This is a genomic window from Pseudomonas sp. FSL W5-0203 (assembly GCF_001896155.1).
GTDB lineage: Bacteria > Pseudomonadota > Gammaproteobacteria > Pseudomonadales > Pseudomonadaceae > Aquipseudomonas > Aquipseudomonas paracarnis.
Map to the genome: position 1 here is coordinate 32,749 of NZ_MPOR01000037.1, position 21,884 is coordinate 54,632.

The window sequence follows — 21,884 nt, forward strand, 5'->3', positions numbered from 1 at the left end:
CCCCCTTTTTCTTATTCATCTGCAAGCAAGGCGCGCTCCATGACTCCCTTGAATCAGGCGCTGCGCGCCGCCCTCGATCACCGCCAAGACCTGATCAACACGCTGCACGCCCAGGGTACGGACTGCTATCGGCTGTTTCACGGCAGCCAGGAAGGCGCCGGCGGCTTGACCATCGACCGCTACGGCCCGCAATTGCTGGTACAAAGCTTCCACCAGTCCCTGGAAACCGCAGACCTGCTGGACCTGCACCAACTGATCAACCAATACATGGGCCTGGAATTGTTGCTGGTGTACAACGACCGTGCCCGCGGCAACTCGCGCATCGACCGCGAAGACACGGTGTACCGCGCCGAGCCTGGCGCATTGGAAGACCTGGTCGGCCACGAGTGGGGCCTCAATTACCGTGTGCGTGGGCGCCACGCCGGGCAAGACCCACTGCTGTTCCTCGACCTGCGCAACACCCGGGGCTGGGTCAAGGACCACAGCGCCGGCAAAAGCGTGCTGAACCTGTTCGCCTACACCTGTGGGGTAGGTTTGAGCGCAGCGGCGGGGGGCGCACGGGAAGTGTGCAACCTGGATTTTGCCGAGGGCAACCTGGCGGTGGGGCGTGAAAACGGCCAGCTCAACCCGCAGTTGCCTAGCATGGAGTTTGTACAGTCCGATTACTTCCCGGCGATTCGCCAACTGGCGGGCCTGCCGATCACCCAGCGTCGCGGGCAGAAGCTGCCGAGCTATCCACGCCTGGAACAGCGCCAGTACGACCTGGTACTGCTCGATCCTCCCGCCTGGGCCAAGAGCGCTTTCGGCACCGTCGATTTGTTGCGCGACTATCAAAGCCTGCTCAAACCCGCACTGCTGGCCACCGCCGACAATGGCGTGCTGATTTGCTGCAACAACCTGGCAAAAGTCAGCATGGAGGACTGGCGTGAGCAGGTGCTGCGCTGCGCGGAAAAAGCCGGGCGCCCGGTACGCGAGTGGCAAGTGATGACACCTGGGGCCGACTTTCCTTCCAGGGATCAACAGCCCCCGTTGAAGACCCTGATCCTGCATTTGTAGGAAGTTTCCCAGCGCCCACGGTTCTTCGGAACCGAATTCCCGTGCCATACTCCAAGGCACTCTCGTTCGACATAGATGGCGTTCACCCATGCCCAAAGGATTGATCCGCGCCGTAGGCGCCTTGTTGACCGCCCTTGCTTTGTACAGCTTGCTGGGCTTTCTGATATTACCCGGCATCGCCCTTCGCATTGCCAACCAACAGTTGGCCAATTACGCCACGGTGCCGTCGCGAATCGAGCGCATCGAGCTCAACCCCTTCAGCCTGGAACTGACGCTGTGGGGCCTGAAGATCGGTGAGCCAGGCAAAGAGCAAGTAGGTTTCGAACGCCTCTACGCCAACCTGCAGATCGACAGCCTCTGGACCCGCGCCCTGCACCTGGCTGATGTGCAACTGGACAAGCCCAAGACCGAACTGCTGTTCGACAAGTCCGGCCAACTGAACCTGGCGCAGTTGTTCAAACTGCCGCCGAGCGAGCCAACCCCGGCCGATCCTGATGCCAAGCCGTTCCCACTGCGTATCGACAGCATCAAGCTGGCCGGTGGTAACCTGCATTTCCAGGACCTGCGCCCCAGCGAGCCCATCGAATTCCTCTACGACGAACTCGACTTCGAGCTGAAAAACCTTAGCACTTTGCCCGACGACAATGCCGACATGACCCTGGTCGCCGCCGGCCCCGAAGGTGGGCAAATCGACTGGAAAGGCAACTTCAGTCTGGTACCGATCACCTCCGAAGGCACCTTGAAGGTGACCGACGGCAAGATGAAAGCCTGGTGGCCGTATGTACGTGACGCCCTGCCACTGGTGCTGGAAGACGGGGTGCTCAACTTCAGCACTGACTACAAATTCAGCCTGGCCAAAGAAACCGAGCTGAACCTGACCAACACCGCCGCCAGCATCGCCCCCTTTGCTATAAAGGCCCCCGATGGCCGGCCACTGGCACGCCTGGAACGCCTGGACGTCAGCGAAACCACGGTAGACCTGGCCAAGCAGCAGGTCATTATCGGCAAGATCCGCAGCAACAAGCTGGAAACCTGGGCCGCCCGTGAGGCCGATGGTCAATTGGACTGGCAGAAGCTGTTCGCCAGCCAACCGAGCAAACCGGCCAAGGCACCGGAACCAACCGCTTCCGACGCGCCGTCGGCGCAACCGGCGGCCCCGAGCAAACCGTGGCAAGTGCTGCTCAAGGATGTGCAACTGCGTAACTATCAGGTGCACCTGGCCGACCGCCAGGCTAAACCTGCGGTCGCGCTGGAACTGGGCCCGTTGAATGTCGACGTACAGAACTTCGACAGCCTCAACCAGAGCCCCTTCGCCTTGAAGGTCGACACCGGCCTGGGTAAGCAAGGCAAGATCCAGGCAACCGGCGAGGTTAACCTCAACCCGGTCAGTGCCAAGCTGAAAGTGAACACCCAGGACATCGACCTGCGGGTCGCCCAGGCCTATATCAGCCCGTTTATTCGCCTGGAATTGCGCAGCGGCATGCTCGGCAGCAACCTGGACGTAAACCTCAAAAGCACCGAGCCACTGGCCCTCCAGGTCACCGGCCGCGCCCAGGTTGACCAGTTGCATACCCTGGACACCCTGAAGACCCGCGACTTCCTCAAGTGGCAGCGCCTGGTGCTAGAGGGCGTGAACTACCAGCACGGCCAAAGCCTGTCGATCGACAAGGTCAACCTGTTGCAGCCGTATGCGCGCTTCATGATCAACGAAGATCGCACCACCAACATCGACGACCTGCTGATTCCGCAGCCGGCCGACAGTGGCAGCAAGTCGGCCGCCAAACCTGCCGCCAGTAACGACAAACCCCTGGGCATTCATATCGGGCAGATCGCGATCAACGACGGTTCGGCCAACTTTGCCGACTTCAGCCTCACGCCCAACTTTGCCACCGCGATTCAACAGCTCAACGGCCAGATTGGCACCATCGACAGTCGCCAGGCCAAACCGGCCAGCGTCGACATCAAGGGCAAGGTGGACCGATACGCACCAGTGACGATCAAAGGCAGCGTGAACCCGTTTGACCCGATGGCCGCGCTGGACATCGCCACCAGCTTCAAGCGTGTCGAGCTGACCAACCTGACACCTTACTCAGGTAAATTCGCAGGCTTCCGTATCCGCAAGGGTCGCCTGAATCTCGATCTGCACTACGTGATCACCAAAGGCCAGTTGAAGGCTGAAAACAAAGTGGTGGTCAAGCAACTGCAGTTGGGTGAAAAAGTCGACAGCTCCGATGCCGTGGACTTACCGATTCGCCTGGCTGTCGCCCTGCTCAAGGACTCCGACGGCAAGATCTCCATCGAGCTGCCAGTAAGCGGCGACCTGAACAACCCGCAATTCAGCGTGATGCCGATTGTGTGGCAGACCCTGCGCAACCTCGTGGTGCGTGCGGCAACCGCGCCCTTCAAGTTCATTGGCGGGCTGGTCACCGGTGGTGGCTCTGAAGACCTGGGCAATGTGTCGTTCGCCGCAGGCTCCAGTGAGCTGAACAAAGACGCCGAAGGCGCTCTGAACACCCTGGCCAAGGCGCTGAAAGAACGCCCTGCCCTGCGCCTGGAAATTGAAGGCACCGCCGCTGCCAGCAGCGACGGGCCGTTCCTGGCCGCACAGCGACTGGAGCGTGAATACCAATATAACTACTACAAGATCCTCCAGCGCCGTGGCGACAAGGTCCCGGCCCAAGCCTCCCTGCTTGAAGTGCCAGAGAAGGAAAAAGCACCATTGCTGGAAGGCATCTACCGCACCCGCCTCAAACAGCAACCCCCGGCCGAATGGAAAGACCTGGGCAGCGATGAGCGCTCGGTGAAGCTCAAGGACGGTGTGATCAAGTTCTGGAGTGGCAGTGATGTACTGCTGCGCCAGTTGGGGCAGGACCGAGCCAGCACTATCAAGGATTACCTGGTAGACAAGGGCCAGTTGGAAGATGACCGCGTGTACTTCATCGATGCGCAGCTGGGGCAGGCCGAGAAGGATGGCCGGGTGATCACTCCAATGCATCTGGATGCTGAGTAACTTCTAAGCACTACCCATCCTAATGTGGGAGCTGGCTTGCCTGCGATAGCATCACCTCGGTGCAACTGAATGACCGAGGTGCCAGCATCGCAGGCAAGCCAGCTCCCACATTTTTTTGACCTGATCATTCTGTTTCAGCCTGAAATAGAACAGGCCCCGACACAAGTGCCGGGGCCTGTAATGACCACATCCGTGTGGTCGGTCGCATGAACTCCAGAGGTGCGTCAGGTGGATATCTAACTCACCCTAAGCCGCCGCTATTCAGTCCAGACGAAACGTCAACGTTACTCTGCTTTCAGGCCATCGGCCGAGACAGCTTTAACGCCTTTGATCTTCTTGGTGATCGCTACAGCCGTTTCTTTCTGCGAAGCGGTCACAGCGGTAGGCGACGACAGGGATACAACACCTTTGTTGGTTTCAACCTTGATGTCGGTGCCAGGAATGCCTTTTTCAGTGACCAGGTCAGCCTTCACTTTGGTAGTGATCCAGGTATCGCTGGTGGTCTCTTTAGCGTCGTGGGCAGCGCCTTTGGTTTTGTCGATGCCGTCAGCTTTGGTAGCACCGCCAGCCAGCAGGCCGTCAGCAGAAACCGCAGTCACACCTTTGATTTTCTTGGTGATGGCTACAGCAGTAGCTTTCTGCGAATCCGAGACTGCTACGTCGGAGGACAGGGAAACCACACCTTTGTTGGTCTCAACCTTGATGTCCGAACCTGGAATGCCTTTTTCGGTCAGCAGGTCAGCTTTGACTTTAGTGGTGATCCAAGTATCCGAAACGCTTTCCTTAGCCTTGGTCGCTTCACCGGCCGCCAAAGTCATAGGGGCTTGGGAAGTCTGAGCAAAGGCTACGTTAGCACCCATGGCCAGGGTCAGAGCGGTAGCAGTAGCGAGAGCGAACTTCTTCATACGAGTAACTCCTGTTTTATTAAAAGTCTGCAGGCGTAAACCTTCATGCTGCAGCGCTACCAGGGATATTGCAGGCAGTGTGCCAACTCGCCGAACAGATTAAATCCCTTATTAAACAATGACTTATGAAAAGCACAAATTTTCGAAATCGTGCAACTTGCATGAAGCTCATCGTGCCTGCATGCAAGTTGCGGCTTTTGGGCGGCGCTAAACAGCTGATTCTGCTTCATTTTCTCGCGCCCATAAAAAAAGGACTCCGAGGAGTCCTTTTTTCAGCGTGAAGCCTGCGGGTGATTAAACGCCCGAAGCCTTGGCTGCTGCTACGTCCTTGATGGACAGCTTGATACGGCCGCGGTTGTCCACGTCCAGTACCAGCACTTCCACTTCCTGGCCTTCTTTCAGAATGTCGGTCACTTTCTCAACGCGAGCATCGCTCAGCATGGAGATGTGAACCAGACCGTCTTTGCCCGGGAGGATGTTGACGAACGCGCCGAAGTCGACGATGCGCTCAACCTTGCCGACGTAGATCTTGCCGATCTCGGCCTCAGCAGTGATACCCAGTACGCGCTGGCGTGCTGCTTCAGCTGCTTCCTTGGTTTCGCCGAAGATCTTGATCGAACCGTCGTCTTCGATGTCGATCGAAGCCTTGGTCTCTTCACAGATCGCACGGATGGTCGCGCCGCCTTTACCGATAACATCACGGATTTTGTCGGTGTCGATTTTCATCGCGATCATGGTCGGAGCATTTTCCGACAGCTCGGTGCGGGACTGACCAATGATCTGGTTCATCTGGCCGAGGATGTTCAGGCGCGCTTCCAGGGCTTGGCCCAGGGCGATTTCCATGATCTCTTCGGTGATGCCCTTGATCTTGATGTCCATCTGCAGCGCGGTCACACCTTTGGCGGTACCGGCTACTTTGAAGTCCATGTCGCCCAGGTGGTCTTCGTCACCCAGGATGTCGGTCAGGATGGCGAACTTCTCGCCTTCTTTAACCAGGCCCATGGCGATACCGGCAACCGGTGCCTTCATTGGCACACCGGCGTCCATCAGCGCCAGGGAAGCACCGCAGACCGAAGCCATGGAGCTGGAACCGTTGGACTCGGTGATTTCCGATACAACACGGATGGTGTACGGGAACACGTCAGCGGCAGGCAGCATGGCCTGAACCGAACGACGAGCCAGACGGCCGTGACCGATTTCACGACGACCTGCACCGCCCATACGACCACACTCGCCCACCGAGAACGGAGGGAAGTTGTAGTGCAGCATGAAGGGGTCTTTTTTCTCGCCTTCCAGGGTGTCCAGCAGTTGTGCGTCGCGGGCAGTACCCAGGGTCGCAACGACCAGGGCCTGGGTTTCGCCACGGGTGAACAGCGCCGAACCGTGAGTCTTCGGCAGTACGCCGACTTCGATGTTCAGCGGACGCACGGTGCGGGTGTCGCGACCGTCGATACGTGGCTTGCCGTTAACGATGTTTTCGCGAACGGTGCGGTATTCGATCTCACCGAAAGCAGCTTTGACTTCGCTGGAGGAAGGCTGGCCTTCTTCACCGGACAGCTTGGCGACGACCTGGTCCTTCAGCTCACCCAGGCGAGCGTAGCGGTCGGCCTTGACGGTGATGGTGTAGGCGTCGGAGATGGCAGCGCCGAACTCGGAGCGGATAGCGCCCAACAGTTCGGTGGCTTCCGGGGCAGCAGCCCAGGTCCAGGTCGGCTTGGCAGCTTCGGCAGCCAGTTCTTTAACCGCGTTGATCACAACCTGGAACTCGTCGTGAGCAAACAGTACGGCACCCAGCATCTGGTCTTCGGTCAGCTCTTTGGCTTCCGATTCAACCATCAATACGGCTTCGGACGTACCGGCAACGACCATGTCCAGGCTCGAGGCTTTCTGTTGCTCGTAAGTCGGGTTCAGCAGGTAGCCGGTGCTTTCGTGGAACGCAACGCGGGCAGCGCCGATCGGGCCATCGAAAGGAATACCGGAGATGGCCAGGGCAGCCGAGGTACCGATCATCGCAGCGATGTCCGGATCGGTCTTCTTGCTGGTGGAAACGACGGTGCAGACAACCTGCACTTCGTTCATGAAGCCTTCTGGGAACAGCGGACGGATCGGACGGTCGATCAGTCGGGAAGTCAGGGTTTCTTTCTCGGAAGGACGGCCTTCGCGCTTGAAGAAACCGCCAGGGATCTTACCGGCAGCGTAAGTCTTTTCCTGGTAGTGAACGGACAGAGGGAAGAAGCCCTTGCTCGGGTCAGCGGTCTTGGCGCCAACAACGGTCACCAGTACGGTCACGTCGTCGTCAACGGTAACCAGCACTGCGCCGGAGGCTTGACGGGCGATACGGCCTGTCTCGAGGGTAACGGTCGACTGACCGAACTGGAATTTTTTGATAACCGGGTTCACGGTGTCCTACCTTCTTTGTGGCTCTTGGGGGAACTTGTCTTCTTGCGAAATTCTTGGGCAATGCCGGGAATCGGCCCGACGCTCGTCCAGGGTAAAACGTGTATCCAGATAAAACTTGAGGCTGGGAGCCTACCACGGGCCAACGGGAATCCCGATGACACGCGGCAGACAACCAACCTCTAGCGCAATCGCTTATTAGCGACGCAGACCCAGGCGACCGATCAGAGTCTGATAACGACCCAGATCCTTGCCTTTCAGGTAGTCCAGCAGCTTACGGCGCTGGTTTACCATGCGGATCAGACCACGACGGGAGTGGTGGTCTTTACCGTTGGCCTTGAAGTGACCTTGCAGTTTGTTGATGTTGTGGGTCAGCAGTGCAACTTGCACTTCTGGCGAACCAGTGTCACCAACAGCTTGCTGATAGTCAGCTACGATTTGTGCTTTTTCTTGAACGTCGAGAGCCATGAGGCAATCCTTTTTTCAGGAAACCACCCAAAGGGCAGTTTCAACAGGCCAGGGACAAATCCCTGTATCTAAAAATGAGTGTTGACCATGCCTGTTAACAGCCACACTCGTTCGGTCATTCTGACCGAATCAGCCGACGCGGCGCGATGCGCCCGTCTTCGCTCACTTCACCGATACCGATAAAGCGACCGTTATGATCCTGTACTCGCACCATGCCGAACTTCGGGGCATCCGGGGCGCGTACCGGCTGGCCGTTGAGCCAGTAGAACGCGCTGTGCTCCGAGAAGTGCAGCAGCGGCCAATCGAGCAAACCGCTGTCCGATGGCATGAGGAAGCGATCAACCGCTTCATTGCCGCCCTCGGCGTGTACCGCTTCCAACTCTTCCAGCGTGACCGTCTGGGCCAGGCTGAAAGGCCCGGCCTGGGTGCGTCGCAGTTCTGCAACGTACGCGCCGCAACCGAGCTTTTCACCAATATCTTCCACCAGGGTACGGATATAGGTGCCTTTGCTGCAGTCCACGGCCAAACGGGCAGTGTCGCCCTCACAAGCGAGCAATTCCAAGCGCGCAATAGTAACAGAACGCGGTTCGCGCTCCACTACTTCGCCCGCACGTGCCAGCTTGTAAAGTGGCTGGCCATCGCGCTTGAGTGCCGAGTACATCGGCGGTATCTGACTGATTTGCCCACGAAAAGCGGGTAAAGCAGCTTCGATATCCGCACGACCAACGGTCACGTCGCGAACCTGCAAAACATCACCTTCGGCATCTGCCGTGGTGGTGGTCTTGCCCAGTTGCATCAGGGTTTCGTAACCCTTGTCGGAATCAAGCAGGTATTGCGAAAACTTGGTGGCCTCGCCAAAGCACAACGGCAATACACCGGTGGCCAATGGATCAAGGCTGCCGGTGTGCCCGGCCTTCTCGGCGTTGAGCAGCCAGCGAACCTTCTGCAACGCGGCATTGGAGGTAAAGCCAATGGGTTTGTCGAGCAGAATGATGCCACTGACGTTGCGACGAATACGTTTGACCTGAGCCACCGCTTACTCCTTGGCGTCTTCAGGTGTGGACGGATGCTGGCTGTCTTCAGCCACGGCGCGCTCGATCAGGGCCGACAGGTGCGCGCCACGCACGACGCTTTCGTCGTAGTGGAAGTGCAACTGTGGAACGCTGCGCAGCTTCATTTCACGGGCCAACTGCATACGCAGGAAACCTGCAGCAGAGTTGAGCACCTTGATGCTTTGCGCAATTTCTTCGCTGTTGTCCTGACCCATTACGGTGATGAAGATTTTGGCGTGACCCACGTCACGGCTCACTTCAACAGCGGTAATGGTGACCAGGCCAACGCGTGGGTCTTTGACTTCGCGGCGGATCAGTTGGGCCAGCTCACGCTGCATCTGATCGCCAATACGCTGGGTACGGCTGTATTCTTTTGCCATGTCTTGTTACCTGTTACTGCCACACGGTGAAACCCGTGGGGTCTGAAAGCGGCAAACGCCCGGCCTGACAAAAGCCAGACCGGGCGTTGCGTTTAGAGTCCTGACGCTACACGGGGCATCTGCATGCCCACACGCTGCGCGGCTCCTGAAGTGCGCGAGTTAGAGGCTGCGAGCAACCTGAACCTTCTCGAAGACTTCGATCTTGTCGCCAACCTTGACGTCGTTGTAGCTCTTGACGCCGATACCGCATTCCATGCCGGCACGTACTTCGGCAGCGTCATCCTTGAAGCGGCGCAGGGATTCCAGCTCGCCTTCGAAGATAACGATGTCTTCACGCAGTACACGGATTGGACGGTTACGGTACACAGTGCCTTCAACCACCATACAGCCGGCGATCGCACCGAATTTCGGCGAGCGGAACACGTCACGCACCTCGGCGATACCCAGGATGTTCTCCCGGACGTCGCTGCCAAGCATACCGGTAAGGGCTTTCTTGACGTCTTCGATGATGTCGTAGATGACGTTGTAGTAACGCATGTCCAGGCCTTCCTGCTCGACGATCTTGCGAGCGCCAGCATCGGCACGCACGTTGAAGCCGAACAGTACAGCGTTGGAAGCCAGTGCCAGGTTGGCGTCGGATTCGGTGATACCACCGACACCGCCACCGACAACGCGCACTTGCACTTCGTCGTTACCCAGGCCGTTCAAGGCGCCGTTCAACGCTTCGAGGGAACCACGAACGTCAGACTTGAGGACGATGTTAAGCGTCTTCTTCTCTTCCTGGCCCATGTTCTCGAAGATGTTTTCCAGCTTGCCGGCGTGAGCACGGGCCAGCTTGACCTCGCGGAACTTGCCTTGACGGAACAGAGCCACTTCACGGGCTTTCTTCTCATCAGCCACTACGCTCATCTCGTCGCCAGCGTCCGGCGTACCGTCCAGGCCGAGAATCTCGACTGGGATAGCAGGGCCTGCTTCCTTGATTGGCTTGCCGTTCTCGTCGAGCATGGCACGTACACGGCCGTAGTTCGAACCGACCAGTACCATGTCGCCTTGGCGCAGGGTACCGTCTTGGACCAGCACGGTGGCAACCGGGCCACGGCCCTTGTCGAGACGGGACTCCACCACGACGCCACGGCCAGGAGCCGATGGAGTAGCGGTCAGTTCCAGGACTTCGGCTTGCAACAGGACCGCTTCGAGCAGTTCGTCAACGCCGGTACCCATTTTCGCCGAGACCGATACGAATGGCGTCTCGCCACCCCATTCCTCGGACGTCACGCCGTGAACCGACAGTTCGCTACGGATGCGATCGAGATCGGCGCCCGGCTTGTCGATTTTGTTCACGGCAACGACCAGAGGAACACCGGCAGCCTTGGCGTGCTGGACGGCTTCAATGGTCTGCGGCATTACGCCGTCGTCCGCTGCAACCACCAAGATCACGATGTCGGTCGCCTTGGCACCACGGGCACGCATTGCGGTAAACGCGGCGTGACCTGGGGTGTCGAGGAAGGTGACCATGCCGCGTTCGGTTTCAACGTGGTATGCACCGATGTGCTGGGTAATACCACCGGCTTCGCCTGCGGCAACCTTGGCACGACGGATGTAGTCGAGCAGGGAAGTCTTACCGTGGTCAACGTGGCCCATTACGGTCACAACCGGCGCACGGGAAACTGCCTCGCCTTCAAACTTCAGGGACTCGGCCAGGGAATCTTCCAGGGCGGTGTCGCTGACCAGGGTCACTTTGTGGCCCAGCTCTTCAGCAACCAACTGGGCAGTTTCCTGGTCCAGTACCTGGTTGATGGTGGCCGGAGTGCCCAGCTTGAACATGAACTTGATGATTTCAGCAGCCTTGACCGACATCTGCTGGGCCAGATCGCCCACAGTGATGGTCTCGCCGATCTTCACTTCACGCACGACAGGGCCGGTTGGGCTCTGGAAACCGTGGGCGTTGCGCTTCTTCAGCTTGGCCTTGCCGCGACCACCACGACGGAAGCCATCGCTTTCTTCGTCGGTGGTACGTGGGGCAACGCGTGGCGCAGGCGCTTTCTCTTTGACCGAGGCGCGGTGCGGAGCGTTTTTACGCTCACCATCGCCACCACCACCGCGACGATTGTTGTCGTCAGCACGTGGTTTGTCCGGACGACGAGGCTCGTCGCGCTTGCGGGCGTCTGCTGCAGGAGCAGGTGCGGCGGCAGCCGGGGCAGCCTCACGCACAGCTTCAACAGGGGCGGCGACCGCGTCAGTGGCAGCAGGTTGCGCAGCAGCAGGCTGGCGACGCGCTTCTTCTTCGGCGCGACGCTTGGCTTCTTCTTCAGCCTTCTGACGTGCAGCATTTTCTACTGCGCGACGTTCTTCCAGCTCGCGTTTGCGCTCGGCTTCGATTTCTTCCGGGCTGCGCTGTACGAAGACTTTCTTCTTGCGTACTTCAACGCTGATGCTCTTGCTACCTGCAACCCGCAGGGTGCTGGTGGTTTTGCGCTGCAATGTAATCTTGCGCGGTTCTTCCACTTTCGCCTTGTGGCTGCTCTTCAAGTGAGTCAGCAAAGACTGCTTCTCACTATCGCTCACACCTTCATCGGCGGCGGTGTGCGGCAGACCTGCCTCACGCATCTGCTGCAACAGGCGCTCTACCGGTGTTTTGACCTCATCGGCCAGTTGTTTCACCGTGACTTGCGTCATGCACTTCTCTCCTCAGGCCGCGCCTAATTACTCGAACCAATGGGCTCGGGCGGCCATGATCAACTTGCCGGCACGATCTTCGTCAATGCCGTCGATGTCGAGCAGATCGTCAATAGACTGCTCGGCCAGGTCTTCGCGGGTAATTACGCCGCGCACCGCCAGTTCCATCGCCAAATCCTTGTCCATACCCTCAAGCGAGAGCAGGTCTTCGGCCGGATGGGCGTCTGCCAGCTTTTCCTCAGTAGCGATGGCTTTAGTCAACAAACGATCCTTGGCCCGAGCGCGGAGCTCGTTGACGATATCCTCGTCAAAGCCGTCGATGTTGAGCATTTCTTCCAACGGTACGTAGGCAATCTCTTCCAGGCTGGTGAAGCCTTCATCTACCAGCACCTGTGCCAGTTCTTCATCGACTTCCAACTCTTCGATGAAGTTGCGCAGGATGTCACCGGTTTCAGCTTGCTGCTTAGCCTGGATGTCCGATTCGGTCATCACGTTCAGGGTCCAGCCGGTCAGTTGGCTGGCCAGACGCACGTTCTGACCACCACGACCAATGGCCTGAGCCAGATTGTCTGCGCCAACGGCGATGTCCATTGCATGGGCATCTTCGTCAACGATAATTGCCGCCACTTCAGCTGGCGACATGGCGTTGATCACGAACTGCGCCGGGTTATCGTCCCACAGGACGATGTCCACACGCTCACCGCCCAATTCGCCCGACACTGCCTGGACGCGCGAACCGCGCATACCGATGCAAGCGCCTTGCGGGTCGATGCGTTTGTCCTTGGAGCGGACCGCGATCTTGGCACGCGAACCCGGGTCACGGGACGCAGCCATCACTTCGATCAGGCCTTCGGCGATTTCCGGCACTTCGATACGGAACAGCTCGATCAGCATTTCCGGCGCGGTACGCGACAGGATCAACTGCGGGCCGCGGTTCTCGGTGCGGATTTCCTTGAGCAGCGCACGCAGACGCACGCCGACACGGAAGGTTTCGCGAGAGATGATGTCTTCGCGGGCCAGCAACGCTTCGGCGTTGTTGCCCAGGTCGACGATCACGTTGTCGCGGGTAACTTTTTTCACGGTGCCAGAGATGATTTCACCCAGGCGTTCGCGATAGGCGTCAACGACTTGAGCGCGCTCGGCTTCGCGAACCTTCTGCACAATGACCTGCTTGGCGGTCTGTGCAGCAATACGGCCGAATTCGATCGACTCGATCTTTTCTTCGACAACATCGCCAACCTGAGCGCCCGGATGCGTTTGCGCAACCTTGCTTGGCCAGGTTTCGATGGCCGGATCATCAAGATCGTCCTCTTCGACCACCGTCCAGCGACGGAAAGTCTCATAGGCACCGGTGTGGCGGTTGATTTCCACACGCAGATCTACTTCGTCTTCAAAACGTTTCTTGGTAGCAGTGGCCAGGGCCAGCTCCAACGCTTCAAAAATCACGCTTGCCGGTACACCCTTTTCATTGGATACCGACTCAACAACCAGCAGTACTTCTTTGCTCATCGTACGCCTCGCCTTTCGCAAGCCATTGGATCCGCGGGATCCGCGTCTCAGTCAAAACTGGGAATAATGTTGGCCTTGTCGATCATATCGATCGGCAACAGGAACTCGTGGTCTTCTACCTGCACCACGACATCCTGCTCTTCTACACCGCGCAGAAGGCCCTGAAAGTTGCGTCGCCCTTCAAAGGGGGAGCGCAGCTTGATCTTCACTTGTTCACCGGCATATTTAGCAAACTGCTCGATAGTGAACAGTGGGCGTTCCATGCCTGGCGAGGAAACTTCAAGGGTGTATTCAACGGAGATTGGATCTTCAACATCCAGCACACCGCTGATCTGACGGCTGACAATGGCACAATCGTCCACCAGCACGCCGCCCTCTTTATCGATATAAACGCGCAACATTGAGTGGCGACCTTGAGCCGAAAACTCAATACCCCAGCATTCATAGCCTAGGGCCACGACCACCGGGGCCAACAAGGCCTGCAACTCTTCTAGCTTGCTCGACACCTGAACCCCCTCGTGCATGTATGTGCATGCTGTGCAAAATAAAAAAATGGGCGAAACGCCCATCCTTGAAACGCCGTCGAACAGCGGCGTTGAAAGTGTCCAGCTAACAAAAAGCCCCTTAAAAGGGGCTCCGCTAAAACTGGTTGCGGGGGCCGGATTTGAACCGACGACCTTCGGGTTATGAGCCCGACGAGCTACCAGACTGCTCCACCCCGCGACAAAGCTGGGGCGGAAGTATACGACCGATCCCTTACAGGGTCAATGTAACCTTCCACCTACAAGAAAGCCCGCAACAGCGGGCTCTCCTGATAATTGGTACCGAGAAGGGGACTCGAACCCCTACACCCTATGGGCACAACCACCTCAAGGTTGCGTGTCTACCAATTCCACCACCTCGGCAATACAGCGTTTACAACCCTTCTTACTTCTGCTCTTGAGCTGGAGGTACGTCAGTCGCTGGAGTAGCCGACTTTTGCTCTTGAAGCACCGGGACATCATCAGAAGCCGGTTTTGCTTTTGGAACTTCCAACACTGCCGGGTTTGGCAAACCTACTTGAGTCAGCACATGAGCTTTCTCTTTAGCAAAGTAACCTAACCCTAAGCTGGTTATGAAGAAACCTGCGGCAAGTATAGCAGTAAACTTACTAAGAAAGGTAGAGGAACCTTGGCTTCCGAACACAGTATTTGAAGCACCTGCACCGAAAGACGCACCAGCATCCGCACCTTTACCCTGTTGCAACAAAACCAGAGCAACTACGCTCAGGGCAGCCAACAGATGAAAAACGACTACGACTGTTTCCAGCATTTTTTCAGTTTCCCGCGGCGCGACAGATCGCACCGAACTCATCTGCATTCAGGGAAGCTCCACCAATGAGCCCCCCATCGATATCCGGCATGCCGAACAGTTCGACCGCATTGGCCGCCTTCACGCTGCCGCCGTATAGAAGCCGCACACCTTGTGCGACTTCAGAATTCTCTGCCGCCAACTGCGCGCGGATGGCTGCGTGCACATCCTGCGCCTGTTGCGGTGTAGCAGTCAGCCCGGTGCCAATGGCCCAGACCGGCTCGTAAGCAATAACTGCCTTTGCAAATGCACCAACACCCAGCTCCTCGATGATGCTGCCCAGCTGACGCGAGACAACTTCAAGAGTCTTGCCCGATTCGCGCTGCTCAAGGGTCTCCCCTATGCACAGCACCGGAATCAAGCCACAAGCCTGTGCTGCGGCGAACTTGCGGTTGAGCGTCCCATCCCGCTCGCCCATCATCTGGCGACGCTCGGAGTGCCCGACAAGCACATAGGAACAACCCGCATCAACCAGCTGACTCGGCGAAATCTCGCCGGTCAACGCACCTTGCATCGGCTCTACCGCAGAGTTCTGCGCGCCGACCTGAATCGACTTGCCCTTCAAGCCATCAACCACTTGGTTGATATGCAAGCAAGGCGGGAACACCGCGACGTCAACACCGCTAGGCAAGGCCAAGTGACGAAGGCCGTTGATCAGCTCAGCGACACTGGCGCGGGTACCGTGCATCTTCCAGTTACCAGCTACCATAGTGCGACGCATGCTGTACCCCGTCGGTCAAAGTGGGCGCAGATGTTACCCAACCACATCATCACTGGCAAGCCGAATTCAGGCGCAAACTTCAGTTACCAGTTTTGCCAGGTCTTCGGCATGGCCGCGAACCTGTGTTTCGTCCTCGCCTTCGACCATCACACGCACCAGCGGCTCTGTGCCGGACTTGCGCAGCAACACACGCCCGCGCCCCGCCATTGCCTGGGTCACGCGCTCGCAAGCCTCTTTGACAGCAGGGTGCTCGATGGGGTTTTCGCCACCGGCAAAACGCACATTGAGCAGCACTTGCGGGCACTTGCGCAGGGCTTGACGCGCCTGGGCCAGGCTCTCCTCGCGGCGACGCAGGGCCAACAGCACCTGTAGCGCGGCGATGATCGCGTCACCCGTGGTGGTGTGCTGGAAGCAGACCACGTGCCCGGAGTTCTCGCCGCCGACCAACCAGTTACGCTCCAGCAGCTCGGCGATCACGTAGCGGTCACCGACATTGGCGCGAATAAAGGGAATCCCCAGTTCTGCCAACGCCAATTCCAGCCCGAGATTACTCATCAGAGTGCCGACCACGCCACCTTGCAGCTTGTTACGCTCATGCAGGTCACGGGCAATGATGAACAACAGGTCATCACCATCCACGATCGTGCCAGTGTGATCCACCATCAGCACGCGGTCGCCATCGCCATCAAAAGCGATGCCCAGGTCCGCATGCTCAGCCAGCACAGCAGCCTGCAGTTGCTCCATGTGGGTGGAACCGCAGTTGTAGTTGATGTTCAAGCCGTTGGGCTGAGCCGACAGCACGGTAACCTGTGCGCCCAGTTCCTTGAAGACGCTCGGCGCCACCTTGTAGGTCGCCCCATGGGCGCAATCGACAACAATCTTCAAGCCTGCAAAATTGGTGCTGCTCGGGACGCTGCTTTTACAGAATTCGATATAGCGGCCTGACGCGTCGTTAATGCGCGACACCTTGCCCAGCTTGCTGGACTCGACCACCGTCATCGGCGCGTCCAGCAGCTCTTCGATCATCAACTCGATCTCGTCAGGCAGCTTGGTGCCCTGCCCCGAGAAAAACTTGATGCCATTGTCATCATGAGGATTGTGGGAGGCGCTGATCACAATACCGGCTTCAGCGTGGAAGGTACGCGTCAGGTAAGCGATTGCCGGCGTGGGCATAGGCCCCAACAGCATCACATCGGCCCCGGCGGCGGACAATCCGGCCTCCAGCGCAGACTCAAACATGTAACCCGAAATACGGGTGTCCTTGCCTACCAGGATGCGACAGGCGCCCATGCTGCGGAACGCCATGCCTGCCGCCCAACCCAGCTTGAGCATGAAATCAGGGGTGATCGGGAATTCGCCGACCCGACCACGAATGCCGTCGGTGCCAAAATATTTTTTAGTCATAAGTACTCCATCATTCTTATTCGGCTGATTCTACAGCAGCGAGCATGCGCACCACATCGACCGTTTCGGCGACATCATGCACACGCAAAATACGTGCGCCCTTGGTCACGGCTAGTGCCGCAAGCGCCAGGCCGCCATACAGGCGTTCGCCGACGGGGCGATTCAAGGCGAGCCCTATCATGCTCTTGCGCGAAACGCCGACCAACAGCGGGCGACCAAGGGCGTGCAGCGCTTCCATGTGTTTGAACAGGCTTAGATTGTGCTGCAGGGTCTTGGCAAAGCCAAACCCCGGATCGAGGATGATCTGTTCGGGCGCAATACCCACAGCCACACACTGGGCAACCCTCTCAGCAAGAAACCCACCCACCTCGCCAACCAGGTCGTCGTAATGCGGATTGTCCTGCATGTTGCCGGGCTCACCCAACATATGCATCAGGCAGACGGGCAAGCCGGTCGCAGCGGCCGCATCAAGAGCACCGTCGCGCTGAAGCGAGCGCACGTCGTTGATCAACCCAGCCCCCAGACGCGCGGTTTCGCGCATCACTGCCGGGGTGGAGGTGTCTACCGAGATGATGACATCCAGCTCGCGGGCTATGCGCTCAACCACCGGTGCCACCCGCTCCAGCTCCTCCAATGGAGAAACAACGCGGGCGCCGGGGCGGGTCGATTCCCCACCCACATCAATCAGCGTCGCACCGGCAGCCACCATCGCCTCGGCATGGCGCAACGCGGCGTCCAACTGACTGAAGCGGCCACCATCGGAAAAGGAGTCAGGGGTTACATTGAGGATGCCCATGACATGCGTCCGGGCCAAATCAAGAACCCGGTTGCCGCAAGGCAACCGGGTAGAGGACAAAGCAGAAGTCATTTCAAACCTTAGTGATCAGCTGCCGGGCCGCCGATAGGCGTTTCAGGGCGCTCATTCTGCACCACAGGCGGAGTGCCCGAAGTACCCGAACCACCTTCCCAGTCGCGCGGCTCACGCGGCGTGCGGCCCGACATGATGTCGTCGATCTGGTCGGCATCGATGGTTTCGTACTTCATCAACGCATCAGCCATGGCGTCCAGCTTGTCACGGTTGTCAGTGAGGATCTGCTTGGCCGTGCCGTAGCACTGGTCAATGATGCTGCGAACCTCGGAGTCGATCAGCTTGGCTGTCTCACCCGAGAAGCTGGCGCTTTGCCCACCGCCGCCACGGCCCAGGAACACTTCGCCTTCTTCTTCGGCGTACATCAATGGGCCGAGTTTTTCCGACAAGCCCCACTTGGTCACCATGTTTCGCGCAATCTGGCTGGCACGCATGATGTCGTTGGAGGCGCCAGTGGTCACACCGTCGAAGCCAAGGGTCATTTCTTCAGCAATACGGCCACCATACAGCGAGCAGATCTGGCTGATCAGCGCACGCTTGGAGAGGCTGTAGCGATCTTCTTCCGGCAGGAACATGGTCACACCCAGTGCCCGACCACGAGGAATGATCGACACTTTGTAGACGGGGTCATGCTCAGGCACAACGCGACCTACAATGGCGTGACCTGCCTCGTGATAAGCGGTGTTCTGCTTCTCTTTCTCGGACATGACCATGGATTTGCGCTCGGCGCCCATCATGATCTTGTCTTTCGCCAATTCGAACTCTTTCATCTCAACGATGCGCTTGCCAGTACGGGCAGCGAACAGCGAAGCCTCGTTCACCAGGTTCGCCAGATCAGCACCGGAGAAACCGGGAGTACCACGGGCGATCACAGCCGGAGCCACGTCGTCACCCATTGGCACCTTGCGCATGTGTACTTTCAGGATCTGCTCACGACCACGAATGTCCGGCAGGCCGACCACAACCTGGCGGTCGAAACGGCCCGGACGCAGCAACGCAGGGTCGAGAACGTCGGGACGGTTGGTTGCGGCGATGACGATAATGCCGTCATTCATCTCGAAACCATCCATCTCTACCAGCAACTGGTTGAGGGTCTGCTCACGCTCATCGTGACCACCCCCCATGCCCGCGCCACGATGGCGACCGACGGCATCGATTTCGTCGATGAAGATGATGCATGGCGCGTGCTTCTTGGCCTGCTCGAACATATCGCGAACACGGCTGGCGCCGACGCCGACAAACATCTCGACGAAGTCAGAACCGGAAATCGTGAAGAAAGGCACCTTGGCTTCGCCGGCAATCGCCTTGGCCAGCAAGGTTTTACCGGTACCCGGAGGCCCCACCATCAGCACACCGCGAGGAATACGGCCACCCAGGCGCTGGAACTTGCCCGGATCACGCAGGAACTCGACCAACTCACCGACTTCTTCCTTGGCTTCGTCGCAACCTGCGACGTCAGCCAGGGTGGTCTTCACCTGGTCTTCGGAGAGCAGGCGCGCCTTGCTTTTGCCGAAGCTCATCGGCCCGCCCTTGCCTCCCGCACCGCCTTGCATCTGGCGCATGAAGAACATGAACACGGCGATAATCACCAGGATCGGGAAGCTGGCAACCAGGAGCTGGGTCCAGATGCTTTGCTGTTCAGGCTGCTTGCCTTCCACAACGACCTTGTTATCCACCAGGTCACCGATGAGACCGTTGTCCTGAATGGCAGGACGAATGGTCTTGAAGCTGTCGCCATCGTTGCGCTTACCGGTAATCACGTAGCCATCAACCGCTACGCGCTCGACCTTGCCATCCTTAACTTGCTGGATGAAGTCGGAATAGTTGAGGGTCTGCGGCTCGTTAGGGCTGGAGAAGTTGTTCATCACCGTCACCAGGACAGCCGCGATGATCAACCACAGGATCAGATTCTTTGCCATATCGTTCAATTAACTACCCTCTGAAGCAAGCTCCGCTACTGGCGCGCGCTTCGCATGATATTCACCGGCCTAACTTACTACATTACCTACAACTCTGGCAGGCGCCGTCTGTAACCCTTTGTGAAACTTTGACTACGCAATATTCGTAAAGCTTCGTGACGAAAGCGATATAAAAAAACCTATCGCCCTCCTCGAATTTCTCAAAAACGCTCTTCGCTCGCAGCGCCTTCGACACCGCGGAAGCCACGGCACAGCAGATACTGCTCCCTGGACCGGTCACGGGATGAGTCCGGCTTGCGTGTCTGTACCTTGTCGAACAACTTGCGAATGTTCTTGTGGTACTCGTCGAAACCTTCGCCCTGGAAGACCTTCACCAGGAAATCGCCACCCGGACGCAACACCCGACCTGCCAGATCCAGCGCCAGTTCACACAGGAACATGGCACGCGGCATATCAACAGCCGGTAATCCACTCATATTGGGGGCCATGTCGGAAATCACAAGGTCTACCTGCGAATTTCCCACAGCCTCCAGGATCTCGGCCAATACCTTGTCCTCGGTGAAATCGCCGTGAACAAAGGTCACGTCCGGGATGCTGTCCATCTCGAGGATGTCCGAAGCGATCAATCGACCTTGCCCACCAATCAGACGACTGGTCACCTGGGACCAGCCACCGGGGGCCGCGCCGAGATCGATAACGCTCATGCCTGGACGAATCAATTTGTCCTTGTCCTGGATCTCCAGCAACTTGTAGCTGGCCCGGGAACGGTAGCCGTCCTTTTGCGCCTTTTTGACGTAAGGATCATTGAAATGTTCTTGTAGCCACTTAAGGCTGGTTTTGGAACGGGCCACGGGCCACCTCGAAAAAATAAAACGGGTCGTGATTAACTGGGCGGTCCCGGACTCGCTCGGGTAAACTGGCCGCCGCTTTTTACAAGATCAGACGCAGGGGTCAGATTATGCCGCTCACTCAAGAGCAGAAGAAACAGTACAAATCCATTGGCCACCATCTGAAACCAGTTCTGATTGTGGCAGACAACGGTTTGACTGAGGGTGTGCTAGCCGAATTCGAGCGCGCACTGAACGATCACGAACTGATCAAGATCAAGGTCAACATCCTTGATCGCGAAGCGCGCCTGGCCGCCGTTGCAGAACTGTGCAAGGTCGGCAAAGCGGACCTGGTTCAGGTCATCGGCAAGATGGCGCTGCTGTATCGCAAGAACTTCAGCGTCAACAAGCAACTGTCGAACGTTCATCGCTTCAAATGATGAAAAGGGTCAAGGGCGTGCTTCGCGCGCCCCGCCACTCCATCCCGGCGCAGGCTGCATAACCAGCACCAGGCCAGAGAACCCTAGCACAAGATAGCTGAATAACTGCCAGCGCAACGCTTGCGGCAGCCACACATGCACCACGCAAAACATTGCGCATGCATACAGCGCCATCAACAGCAGTTGCCCGCGAATATCCCGCCACAAACTCTTCAGGCCTTCGGCCTTGATCAGCACCAACACCTGAAGCGTCACGCACGCCGCCGCAAAACCCACCAGCAGCGCACTCAGCAATCCGTCGATCTCATCGATCAGCAGCGGCGCCAGGCCAATCAGGCCCAACGCCGGCAACATACCAATATGTAACAGCCATAGGCCGCCCACCCAAAGCATCTGAGAGAGCTGCCAAAGCATGGCGCCCGCACGCAGCGGGCGCCGTCTTTCAGATGTGACGAACTTCGACAATCTCGTACTCAATGACGCCGCTCGGCGTTTTCACGGCAACCACGTCGCCTTCTTCCTTGGCAATCAAGGCGCGAGCAATCGGCGAGCCGACAGAGATCTTGCCTTGCTTGAAGTCAGCCTCATCCTCACCCACGATCTGGTAAGTCACGCTTTCGTCGGTCTCGACGTTGGCGATTTCCACGGTCGTGCCGAAAATTACCTTGCCGGTATGCGGGATGGTGGTGACATCGATGATCACCGCATTCTGCATACGGCCTTCGATGTCACGAATCCGCGCCTCGACCATACCCTGCTGCTCGCGAGCAGCGTGGTATTCGGCGTTTTCCTTCAAGTCACCCAGCTCGCGGGCCGTACCGATGTCCTGGCTCAGCTTTGGACGTACGACCTTGGTCAGATGGGCGTGCTCCTCTTCCAGGGCGCGCGCGCCCTGGAAGAGG

19 protein-coding genes and 2 tRNA genes are annotated in these 21,884 nt (G+C 58.1%); 3 read left to right on the plus strand and 18 right to left on the minus strand.

Annotated elements, in window-relative coordinates; genetic code table 11:
* Positions 1-39 precede the first annotated feature (39 nt).
* On the plus strand, positions 40-1,056 hold the full coding sequence (locus BOP96_RS23965) for a class I SAM-dependent rRNA methyltransferase (protein WP_014719947.1): 1,017 nt from the start codon (positions 40-42) through the stop codon (positions 1,054-1,056).
* Positions 1,057-1,144: 88 nt separating this feature from the next.
* On the plus strand, positions 1,145-4,066 hold the full coding sequence (locus BOP96_RS23970; protein WP_073454203.1) for a DUF748 domain-containing protein: 2,922 nt from the start codon (positions 1,145-1,147) through the stop codon (positions 4,064-4,066).
* Between the two features lie 284 nt (positions 4,067-4,350).
* On the opposite strand, the gene BOP96_RS23975 is transcribed toward BOP96_RS23970, so the two are convergent.
* From BOP96_RS23975 to rlmE, 16 genes are all read right to left on the minus strand, one after another.
* Positions 4,351-4,971, minus strand: coding sequence for a BON domain-containing protein (locus tag BOP96_RS23975; protein ID WP_014719949.1), 621 nt, complete (start codon positions 4,969-4,971; stop codon positions 4,351-4,353).
* A 294-nt stretch (positions 4,972-5,265) separates the two neighbouring features.
* The gene (pnp, locus tag BOP96_RS23980) at positions 5,266-7,371 is read right to left on the minus strand and encodes a polyribonucleotide nucleotidyltransferase (protein ID WP_003194180.1); all 2,106 of its coding nucleotides are present in this window, start codon (positions 7,369-7,371) and stop codon (positions 5,266-5,268) included.
* 195 nt (positions 7,372-7,566) lie between these two features.
* On the minus strand, positions 7,567-7,836 hold the full coding sequence (gene rpsO, locus BOP96_RS23985) for a 30S ribosomal protein S15 (RefSeq protein ID WP_003177875.1): 270 nt from the start codon (positions 7,834-7,836) through the stop codon (positions 7,567-7,569).
* A 115-nt stretch (positions 7,837-7,951) separates the two neighbouring features.
* Positions 7,952-8,869 carry a tRNA pseudouridine(55) synthase TruB gene (gene truB / locus BOP96_RS23990; protein ID WP_014719950.1) on the minus strand — a complete coding sequence of 306 codons (918 nt, stop codon included), beginning with the start codon at positions 8,867-8,869 and terminating at the stop codon, positions 7,952-7,954.
* Between the two features lie 3 nt (positions 8,870-8,872).
* Positions 8,873-9,268 (minus strand): 30S ribosome-binding factor RbfA, encoded by a 396-nt coding sequence (gene rbfA, locus BOP96_RS23995; protein WP_003176137.1) that lies wholly within the window; start codon positions 9,266-9,268, stop codon positions 8,873-8,875.
* A gap of 159 nt (positions 9,269-9,427) precedes the next feature.
* Entirely contained in the window at positions 9,428-11,944 is a 2,517-nt protein-coding gene (gene infB, locus BOP96_RS24000; RefSeq protein ID WP_003194185.1) for a translation initiation factor IF-2, read from the minus strand.
* A 27-nt stretch (positions 11,945-11,971) separates the two neighbouring features.
* A complete protein-coding gene (nusA, locus tag BOP96_RS24005) occupies positions 11,972-13,453 on the minus strand; it encodes a transcription termination factor NusA (protein ID WP_003194187.1) in 1,482 nt (493 codons plus the stop codon).
* 47 nt (positions 13,454-13,500) lie between these two features.
* Positions 13,501-13,959, minus strand: a complete 459-nt coding sequence (gene rimP, locus BOP96_RS24010; protein ID WP_032873230.1) for a ribosome maturation factor RimP — start codon at positions 13,957-13,959, stop codon at positions 13,501-13,503.
* A 140-nt stretch (positions 13,960-14,099) separates the two neighbouring features.
* Positions 14,100-14,176, minus strand: a tRNA-Met gene (locus BOP96_RS24015).
* Positions 14,177-14,272: 96 nt separating this feature from the next.
* Positions 14,273-14,358, minus strand: a tRNA-Leu gene (locus tag BOP96_RS24020).
* 22 nt (positions 14,359-14,380) lie between these two features.
* A complete protein-coding gene (gene secG, locus BOP96_RS24025; protein ID WP_003194191.1) occupies positions 14,381-14,764 on the minus strand; it encodes a preprotein translocase subunit SecG in 384 nt (127 codons plus the stop codon).
* A gap of 4 nt (positions 14,765-14,768) precedes the next feature.
* Positions 14,769-15,524, minus strand: a complete 756-nt coding sequence (tpiA, locus tag BOP96_RS24030; RefSeq protein WP_003194193.1) for a triose-phosphate isomerase — start codon at positions 15,522-15,524, stop codon at positions 14,769-14,771.
* A 66-nt stretch (positions 15,525-15,590) separates the two neighbouring features.
* Entirely contained in the window at positions 15,591-16,928 is a 1,338-nt protein-coding gene (gene glmM, locus BOP96_RS24035; RefSeq protein WP_073454205.1) for a phosphoglucosamine mutase, read from the minus strand.
* A gap of 16 nt (positions 16,929-16,944) precedes the next feature.
* Positions 16,945-17,796 carry a dihydropteroate synthase gene (gene folP, locus BOP96_RS24040; protein ID WP_014719952.1) on the minus strand — a complete coding sequence of 284 codons (852 nt, stop codon included), beginning with the start codon at positions 17,794-17,796 and terminating at the stop codon, positions 16,945-16,947.
* A gap of 8 nt (positions 17,797-17,804) precedes the next feature.
* Positions 17,805-19,715 carry an ATP-dependent zinc metalloprotease FtsH gene (gene ftsH / locus BOP96_RS24045; protein ID WP_019817951.1) on the minus strand — a complete coding sequence of 637 codons (1,911 nt, stop codon included), beginning with the start codon at positions 19,713-19,715 and terminating at the stop codon, positions 17,805-17,807.
* Positions 19,716-19,915: 200 nt separating this feature from the next.
* Positions 19,916-20,566 (minus strand): 23S rRNA (uridine(2552)-2'-O)-methyltransferase RlmE, encoded by a 651-nt coding sequence (gene rlmE / locus BOP96_RS24050; protein ID WP_014719954.1) that lies wholly within the window; start codon positions 20,564-20,566, stop codon positions 19,916-19,918.
* Positions 20,567-20,673: 107 nt separating this feature from the next.
* Between rlmE and BOP96_RS24055 the strand changes: the two genes are divergently transcribed.
* Positions 20,674-20,982, plus strand: coding sequence for a YhbY family RNA-binding protein (locus tag BOP96_RS24055; RefSeq protein WP_003176146.1), 309 nt, complete (start codon positions 20,674-20,676; stop codon positions 20,980-20,982).
* A 9-nt stretch (positions 20,983-20,991) separates the two neighbouring features.
* Here BOP96_RS24055 and BOP96_RS24060 read toward each other — a convergent pair whose 3' ends face one another.
* Complete coding sequence (locus BOP96_RS24060) at positions 20,992-21,396, minus strand: hypothetical protein (protein ID WP_060768035.1); 405 nt, start codon at positions 21,394-21,396, stop codon at positions 20,992-20,994.
* 28 nt (positions 21,397-21,424) lie between these two features.
* A partial coding sequence (gene greA / locus BOP96_RS24065) for a transcription elongation factor GreA (RefSeq protein ID WP_073454207.1) occupies positions 21,425-21,884 on the minus strand: 460 nt, incomplete at its 5' end.

What these genes read in the sequence shown, in the direction of transcription:
- BOP96_RS23965 (WP_014719947.1), top strand. Translation starts at nt 40, where the DNA reads ATGACTCCCTTGAATCAGGCGCTGCGCGCCGCCCTCGATCACCGCCAA.
- BOP96_RS23970 (WP_073454203.1), top strand. Translation starts at nt 1,145, where the DNA reads ATGCCCAAAGGATTGATCCGCGCCGTAGGCGCCTTGTTGACCGCCCTT.
- BOP96_RS23975 (WP_014719949.1), bottom strand. Translation starts at nt 4,971, where the DNA reads ATGAAGAAGTTCGCTCTCGCTACTGCTACCGCTCTGACCCTGGCCATG.
- rpsO (WP_003177875.1), bottom strand. Translation starts at nt 7,836, where the DNA reads ATGGCTCTCGACGTTCAAGAAAAAGCACAAATCGTAGCTGACTATCAG.
- rbfA (WP_003176137.1), bottom strand. Translation starts at nt 9,268, where the DNA reads ATGGCAAAAGAATACAGCCGTACCCAGCGTATTGGCGATCAGATGCAG.
- infB (WP_003194185.1), bottom strand. Translation starts at nt 11,944, where the DNA reads ATGACGCAAGTCACGGTGAAACAACTGGCCGATGAGGTCAAAACACCG.
- nusA (WP_003194187.1), bottom strand. Translation starts at nt 13,453, where the DNA reads ATGAGCAAAGAAGTACTGCTGGTTGTTGAGTCGGTATCCAATGAAAAG.
- secG (WP_003194191.1), bottom strand. Translation starts at nt 14,764, where the DNA reads ATGCTGGAAACAGTCGTAGTCGTTTTTCATCTGTTGGCTGCCCTGAGC.
- tpiA (WP_003194193.1), bottom strand. Translation starts at nt 15,524, where the DNA reads ATGCGTCGCACTATGGTAGCTGGTAACTGGAAGATGCACGGTACCCGC.
- glmM (WP_073454205.1), bottom strand. Translation starts at nt 16,928, where the DNA reads ATGACTAAAAAATATTTTGGCACCGACGGCATTCGTGGTCGGGTCGGC.
- folP (WP_014719952.1), bottom strand. Translation starts at nt 17,796, where the DNA reads ATGACTTCTGCTTTGTCCTCTACCCGGTTGCCTTGCGGCAACCGGGTT.
- ftsH (WP_019817951.1), bottom strand. Translation starts at nt 19,715, where the DNA reads ATGGCAAAGAATCTGATCCTGTGGTTGATCATCGCGGCTGTCCTGGTG.
- BOP96_RS24055 (WP_003176146.1), top strand. Translation starts at nt 20,674, where the DNA reads ATGCCGCTCACTCAAGAGCAGAAGAAACAGTACAAATCCATTGGCCAC.
- BOP96_RS24060 (WP_060768035.1), bottom strand. Translation starts at nt 21,396, where the DNA reads ATGCTTTGGCAGCTCTCTCAGATGCTTTGGGTGGGCGGCCTATGGCTG.